Genomic DNA, 1,204 nt, shown 5'->3' with positions numbered 1-1,204 from the left:
TGGGGAACATAACATAACCGAACTCCCATCAAAAAATTACGAGAGGAGTTAGAAAATGGAACATCATCAAGTAAAAATTGCAGTAATTGGCTTAGGTTATGTAGGACTTCCACTTGCCATTCATTTTGCAACATGTGGATTTTCTGTTATAGGAATAGATAAAGATAAGAGCAAAATTGATAGTCTTGCGAAGGGAATCAGCTACATCCCAGACGTTTCAGACTCGCTTTTGCAAGATACTATCAAAAAAGGTGTTTTTACAGCAACTACATCAGAAGATGCAGTTGATTTATATAAACAAGCCTCCTATGTAATTGTGACTGTACCGACTCCCGTGACGGAAAACGGAGATCCAGATTTAGGAGCAATTATTGCTGCTTCTCATTTTATTCAACAGCATTTACAACAAGGACAAACAATTATTTTTGAAAGTTCAACCTATCCCGGTACATTAGAAGAAGTGATTTTACCTATCCTTCAGAAAACAGGAAAAGAAGTTGGAAAAGATTACTATTTAGGATATTCACCTGAGCGTATTGATCCGGGTAACCATCATTTTTCAGTGAAATCCATTCCAAAAGTAGTGAGCGGACAAACGAAGACATGTCTTGAAAAAGTAATTGATTTATATAAACATGCATTCGATGAAGTTGTACCTGTTAGCTCTCCAAAAGTCGCAGAAATGTGTAAGTTATTTGAGAACATTCAACGTCTTGTAAACATTTCACTTGTAAATGAGATATTCTCATTATGTCGAAAGCTTAATATCGATTTTTATGAAGCATTGCAAGCTGCAGCGACAAAGCCGTTTGGATTTACGCCTTATTGGCCAGGACCAGGGATAGGTGGTCACTGCATTCCAGTTGATCCTTTATACTTCCAATGGAAATTAAAGCAACATGGTTTTATAAGCCGCTTAATCCAAGTTGCACAAGAAATTAATGAAAAAATGCCTGCTGAAATTGTAGAGCGTGTCAATGAAATCGCTCCAAATGTAGCAGCCGAAGTACTTCTCATTGGTGTGGCGTATAAAAAAGATGTAAATGATTTGCGTGAATCGCCTGCTTTAGTTGTTTTCGATTTACTCGTTCAGAAAGGGTATGATGTGAAATATTACGACCCTTATTTTCCAAATATTTATATTAATGGTATAAATTATAAATCTGTAGAACTATCAAGGGAGCAAATACAACAAGCAGATGTG

General features: G+C 36.3%; 1 protein-coding gene. It reads left to right on the top strand.

Annotated elements, in window-relative coordinates; genetic code table 11:
• Nucleotides 1-55 precede the first annotated feature (55 nt).
• Nucleotides 56-1,204: nucleotide sugar dehydrogenase (locus HNQ85_RS17410; RefSeq protein ID WP_181538962.1), on the top strand; the 1,149-nt coding region annotated here is incomplete at its 3' end.

Source organism: [Anoxybacillus] calidus (assembly GCF_013760845.1).
Lineage (GTDB): Bacteria > Bacillota > Bacilli > Bacillales > Anoxybacillaceae > Paranoxybacillus > Paranoxybacillus calidus.
The sequence above is the reverse complement of the archived record's forward strand: the minus strand, read 5'-3'. Positions and strand labels throughout refer to the sequence as shown.